The organism is Comamonas sp. B-9 (assembly GCF_000410635.1).
Taxonomy (GTDB): Bacteria; Pseudomonadota; Gammaproteobacteria; order Burkholderiales; family Burkholderiaceae_C; genus Comamonas.
The window spans coordinates 9,600-15,463 of record NZ_KE148616.1; the positions used below are offsets into that span (position 1 = coordinate 9,600).

Annotated in this window: 5 protein-coding genes and 1 pseudogene; 4 read left to right on the top strand and 2 right to left on the bottom strand. The window is 65.5% G+C overall.

From position 1 onward, the window contains the following. Positions 1–1,464, top strand: a 1,464-nt coding sequence (locus H928_RS28380; RefSeq protein WP_043340730.1) for an MBL fold metallo-hydrolase, incomplete at its 5' end; no start/stop codon positions are given. Between the two features lie 30 nt (positions 1,465–1,494). Here H928_RS28380 and pssA read toward each other — a convergent pair. After that, positions 1,495–2,118: a CDP-diacylglycerol--serine O-phosphatidyltransferase gene (gene pssA, locus H928_RS0116735; protein WP_027011044.1), complete on the bottom strand. Its 624-nt coding sequence runs from the start codon at positions 2,116–2,118 to the stop codon at positions 1,495–1,497. A 211-nt stretch (positions 2,119–2,329) separates the two neighbouring features. On the opposite strand from pssA, the gene H928_RS0116740 reads away from it, so the two are divergent. From H928_RS0116740 to H928_RS0116750, 3 genes are read left to right on the top strand one after another with little or no spacing between them, the layout of a single operon-like run. Beyond that, a complete protein-coding gene (locus H928_RS0116740; protein ID WP_021027539.1) occupies positions 2,330–3,712 on the top strand; it encodes an aspartate aminotransferase family protein in 1,383 nt (460 codons plus the stop codon). Then, on the top strand, positions 3,709–4,776 hold the full coding sequence (locus H928_RS0116745; protein ID WP_021027540.1) for a GNAT family N-acetyltransferase: 1,068 nt from the start codon (positions 3,709–3,711) through the stop codon (positions 4,774–4,776). Before H928_RS0116740 ends, H928_RS0116745 begins: the two co-directional genes overlap by 4 nt. Next, a complete protein-coding gene (locus H928_RS0116750) occupies positions 4,758–5,693 on the top strand; it encodes a hypothetical protein (protein ID WP_021027541.1) in 936 nt (311 codons plus the stop codon). Before H928_RS0116745 ends, H928_RS0116750 begins: the two co-directional genes overlap by 19 nt. Here H928_RS0116750 and H928_RS0116755 read toward each other — a convergent pair. Next, positions 5,617–5,864 (bottom strand): annotated as a pseudogene (locus H928_RS0116755) (nucleotide sugar aminotransferase); the annotation flags it as partial. The gene H928_RS0116750 and the pseudogene H928_RS0116755 overlap by 77 nt on opposite strands.

Consider the following 5,864-nt stretch of genomic DNA (forward strand, 5'->3'; position numbering starts at 1 on the left):
CGCCGCACGGCTCAGACCACCGAGGAGCTGACCTATGCCCAGGCCGCCATCCGCGAGAGCCTGGAGGAGATGGGCGTGCTGCTGGCCCGCCATGCCGATGGCCGCTGGGCCAGCCAGGCCGAGGTGGCGGGCATGGACCGCAGCCAGCCGCTGCTGCCGCAATGCGCAGCGCTGGGCCTGACCTTGGCGGCCGATATGCTGTGGCCGCTGGCGCGCTGGACAGCGGCGCAGGAGATACCGATCCGCTTTGATGTGCCTTTCTTCGTCGCGCGCATGCCCGAGGGCCAGGAGCCGGTCACCGACGACACCGAACAGTTCGAGGCGCTGTGGGTGCACCCCGCGCAGGCCTTGCAGCGCGCAGCCGATGGGCAGATGACGGTGATGTTCCCCACCCGGGTCACGCTGGAGCGTCTGGCCGCCTACCCCACGGTGCAGGCGCTGCTCGATGTGCTGCAGGCACTGCAGCAGGTGCAGCCGGGCCAGTGGCTGTGGCAATCGATGCCGCGTGGCGCGATGGTCGATGGCGAGGTGCGGCGCTTTATGGAGCATGAGACCGCCTATGGCGAGCTGGCCCTGGTCTGCCCCGATGGCCAGTTGCACCATGCGCTGGGCTGGCAGAGCGCACAGCCAGTGCCACTATTGAAGAACGTGCAGCGCCTGACGGCCGACAACGGCGGCACGATGACCGGGCCGGGCACCAACACCTACCTGGTCGGTGATGCCGAGACCGGCTACATCGTGGTCGACCCCGGCCCCAAGCCGCAGCCGCAGGACGACCCGCACCTGGCGCGCATCCTGGCCGCCACCGGGGGCGATATCCGCGCCATCGTCTGCACCCATTCGCATGCCGACCATTCACCGGGTGCGGCGCCGCTGCAGGCGCTGGTGGCCCAGGCAGGGCGCAGCAAACCGGTGATCTGGGGACTGGCTTCTGCCTGCACTGCGCGCGCCGGCAGCCATTTCACGCCGGACCAAGCGCTGCACGACGGCCAGGTGCTGCAACTGGCCCACCCCAGCGACCCGGCGCGCAGCCACAGCCTGCGCGTGCTGCATACGCCCGGCCATGCGGCCAACCATGTCTGCCTGGTGCTGGAAGAAGACGGCCTGCTGTTCAGCGGCGACCATATCCTGAACGGCAGCACGACGGTGGTGGACCCGCCCGACGGCAATATGCGCCTCTACCTGGCGTCGCTGGCCAAGCTGGCCCAGGCCTGTGAGCAAGGGCAGATCGGCTTTATCCTGCCGGCCCATGGCTATGTGCTGGCCCAGCCGCTGCAGGTGATTGCCAAGCTGCATGCGCACCGCATGGCGCGCGAAGAGAAGGTGCGCGATGCCATGGCCCAGGCGCCCGATGGCACGCCGGAAGACTGGGTGGCCATCGCCTATGCCGACACGCCCGAGCGGCTGTGGCCAGTGGCCAAGCGCTCACTGCTGGCCCACGTGGAGCATATTCGCGGGATGTGAGGCAGGCTTGGGCCTTGCGCCCAAGCTCGCTCAGAGCTTAGGGATCTTGATGCGGCTGATCATCAGCGAGCCCGAGACCGCAAACAGCAGCACCAGCGGGTGCAAGGTGAAGCCGCCAATCAGCAGCTTGCCAAACCACAGATCGGCGCGCACCGCGTTCATCGCGGCGGCCAGCGCGAGCAGCGCGACCAGTACGATGGAGGTGGGGATGGGGGTGCCTTCGAAGTACTTCACCTTGCCCGATGGCCCCTCTGACAGTGATTCTGCGGTCACGTTGTAGCGCGCCAGGCGCGAGACGCCGCAGGCCACAAAGTAGCCCAGCACAATGCGGTCCCACAGGCCTTGCATGCCGCAGGCATAGGCAATGATGGCTGGCGCCACACCGAACGAGATCACATCGGCGAGCGAATCGAGCTCGCGCCCCATCGCCGATGACTTTTGCCGCCAGCGCGCAATGCGGCCATCAAAGATATCGAAGACCAGCGCGGCGAGCACCAGCGCCGCGGCAAAGTAGATGTGCCTGCGGTCCGAGGTCTCCAGAAAGGTCATCGCCGAGAACAGCGCGCCCACGCCGCAGACGGCATTGCCCAAGGTGAACCAGTCAGCGAGGTGGAACTCGCGAATCATCGAAAAACGTTTGTGAGGACTATTCATGAAGAAGGGGCCAGGGGCCAAAGTGCAGCGGCTGCCCGTGCGGCGGCCATGGTCGGCAATCATGGTACACCTTGCGCCAGCCAGCACCAAACCCGGAGCCGGCCGCGCTCCATCAAGCGGGCAAGATCTCCATCAATCCTACAAATAACGTAGGCGGAGCCACAACATTGCAGGGCCAGACTGGCGGCACTCAAAACTGGAGCCCTTTGCCGTGACTTTCAATACCGAACAACTGCTGGCTGACGAAGCCCAATACTGCTCTTTTGGCGACACCGTTCACTACGTCAATCCCCCCAAGATCTTCAGCGGCTGCGAGGGCAGCTACATGTTTGACCAGGCCGGCACGCCTTACCTGGACTTGCAGATGTGGTACTCGGCCGTCAACTTCGGCTACAAGAACAAGCGGCTGGAAGACAAGATGATCGAGCAGCTGCGCGAGCTGCCCCAGGTGGCCAGCCAGTACCTGCACCCCACGAAGATCGAGCTGGCCAAGTTCATTGCCCAAGATGCCGAGAAGAAATGGGGCATGCCCGGCCGCGTGCACTTCAACGTGGGCGGTGCCCAGGCGATTGAGGATTCGCTCAAGGTGGTGCGCAATGCCACCAATGGCAAAAGCCTGATGTTCGCGTTTGAAGGCGGCTACCATGGCCGCACCCTGGGTGCGTCGAGCATCACTTCCAGCTACCGCTACCGCCGCCGCTTTGGCCACTTCAGCGACCGCGCGCAGTTCATTCCCTTCCCCTATCCCTTCCGCCGCCCCAAGGGCATGACCTCCGAAGAATATGCGGAGTCCATCGTGCAGGAGTTTGCGCGCAAGTTCGAGAACGAATACCACGCCGTCTGGGATCCCAAGACCCAGCAGTGCGAGTACGCGGCCTTCTATGTGGAGCCGATCCAGGGCACCGGCGGCTACGTCGTGCCACCGCCCAATTTCTTCAAGGGCCTCAAGAAGGTGCTCGACGACCATGGCGTGTTGATGGTAGTCGACGAAATCCAGATGGGCTTCTGGCGCACCGGCACGCTGTGGTCGGTGGAGAACTTTGGCGTCAAACCCGATGTGCTGGTGTTTGCCAAGGCGCTGACCAATGGCTTGAACGCGCTGTCGGGCCTGTGGGCCCGTGAAGAGTTGATCAACCCCACGGTGTTCCCACCAGGCTCGACCCATTCGACCTTTGCCTCCAACCCGCTGGGCACGGCGCTGGGCCTGGAAGTGATGAAGATGACGCACGAGATGGACTTTGGCCGCCAGGTGCGCGAGTCGGGGGCCTATTTCCTCGATGGCCTGCGCCAGCTGCAAAAGCGCCACCCGGAAATCGGCGATGTCGACGGCATGGGCCTGGCGCTGCGCGCCGAGATCTGCACGGCAGACGGCTTTACCCCCAACAAGGCGCTGCTCGACAAGATGGTGGATCTGGGCCTCGAGGGCAAGCTCGAATACCAGGGCCAACAACGCGGCCTGGTGCTGGACGTGGGCGGCTACTACAAGAATGTGATCACCTTCGCGCCGTCGCTGATGATCAGCCGCAGCGAGATCGATGAAGCGCTGGTGCTGCTCGACCAGCTGATCACCCTGGCCAAGCGGTCCTGCGCTTGAGCGAGCCACTGCGCCCTGCGCGCAACCAGTTGGAGCCCTCGGCGCTGATCGGGCAGTTTGCCGCGCATCCGCCCGAGGGATTTGTGGTGCGCTCGGACCGGTCGTATCCGGCCTTTCGCGCGCCCTTCGATCTGCTGACCACGGCCGACGCGGCCGTCAAGCGCTGGGTGCTGCAGCTGCCCGGTGGAGCCTGGCTGGCGCAGCGCTTGCGGCTGCGCACCGATTTTGTCGGCTCGACCTTGAGCGAGTACCTGGTGCTGCCCCCGGAGGTGGAGATGGACAAGCTCGCTGGCGAGCTGCGCCGCCACGCGGGGCGCTGCATGCTGACCATCGTCAAGGACCTGCCGCAGGACTCGCCGCTGCTGCCCCCGGCCGACAATGCCGATGCCCGCCGGCTGGCCCAGGCGCTCCAGCACCAGGGCTTCATCCTGGTCGAAGGCCAGGCGCTGGCCTATGTGCCTATCGATTTCGACAGCATCGATGCCTACCTGGCGCGGCTGTCGAAGAACCGGCGCTCCGACCTGCGCCGCAAGCTTAAGAGCCGCAGCCAGCTGCAGATCCGCCGCATTTCCACCGGCCCGGCCTTTGCCGATGAGGCCCTGGTCGATGCCTACTATGCGCTGTTCGAGGCCGTGTATGCGCAAAGCGCGCTGCACTTTGACAAGCTCAGCCGCAGCTTTTTTGCTGCAGTGCTGCGTGATGCCAGCAACCAGGGTCTGGTGTTCGAGTACCGCGATCTGCAGGACGGCGCCTTGCTGGGCTGGAACCTGTGCTTTGCCCATGACGGGCGCCTGGTCGACAAATACATCGGCCTGTCCTACCCGCGTGCGCGCCAGACCAACCTGTACTTTGTCAGCTGGATGCTGAACCTGGAATATGCGCTCGAATGCGGCCTGTCACACTATGTGGCAGGCTGGACCGATCCCGAGGTCAAGGCGCAATTGGGCGCCAGTTTCACGTTCACCCAGCATGCGGTCTACATCCGCAACCCGCTGCTGCGGGCTTTGGGGCGGCGGTTTTCCCGGCATTTTGAAAGTGACCGCGCATGGCAGGAACAGCGATGACCCCCTTGGTGCTCGATGTCGATGGCTCCGTTGGCCCCTTGGCCGGCGAGCTGCGCCTGCCGCTGGGCGACTGGCAGGAGGCGATCCGCTTTGGATCATCGCTGGGCCGCTACCAGCAGTTCCGCCGCCATGTGCAGGCCCGGCTGCCCGCGCAGCATGGCACGGCCTGGATGGGCAGTGGCGATTTCCACCACGTCTCCTGGCTGCTGATCGAGCACTGCATTGCGCGCCAGGGCTATACCGCTGCGCGCCCGCTGCGCGTGGTGGTGCTGGACAACCACCCCGACAACATGCGCTTTCCCTGGGGTGTGCACTGCGGCTCCTGGGTGCGGCGCATTGCCATGCACCCGGCAGTTGCGCATGTGCATGTGGCGGGCATCACCTCCGCTGACATTGGCGCCGGCCACGCCTGGGAGAACTACCTGGGCCCGCTGCATGCCGGCAAGCTCAGCTACTGGAGCTGCGGCGTGGATACCGGCTGGGCGCGGCGCCTGGGCCTGTCTGTCGCGTTTCGCGCATTTCCCAGCCTCGATGCCCTGACCGATGCCTTGGCGGCAACCCTGGCGCGCGAGCGCCAAAGCACTTACCTCAGCATCGACAAGGATGTGTTTGCCACCGACGTGGTCACCACGAACTGGGACCAGGGTCAGATGCGCGAGGCGCAGGCGCTGGGCATCATTGCAGCGCTCGACGGCCAATTGGTGGGCAGCGATATCACCGGCGATGTCTCGTCCTGGCAATACAGCACCTGGTGGAAGCGCTGGCTGAGTGCCGGTGACGGGCAGGACACGGCCATCGATGCACAGGCACTGGCGGCAGCCCAGGCGGGGCAGCATGCGCTCAACCAGCGGCTGCTGGCGGCCTTGTTAGCGTCTGCGTCAGCGCATCCAGCAGCTGGGCAAACTGCGCATCGCTGAGCCAGGTGCTGTTGCTGATGGCCAGCAGGCGCTGCGCCCAGTCGCGGGCCTGCGGCACCGGGTCGTGCAGGGCCTCGCCCAGCAGGGGCGCGTAGCGCGCGTAGTCGGGCAGCACCTGGCTGAAGGGCAGCGACAGGCCCCAGCCGCTCGCCCAGTGCGCCTGCATCAGCG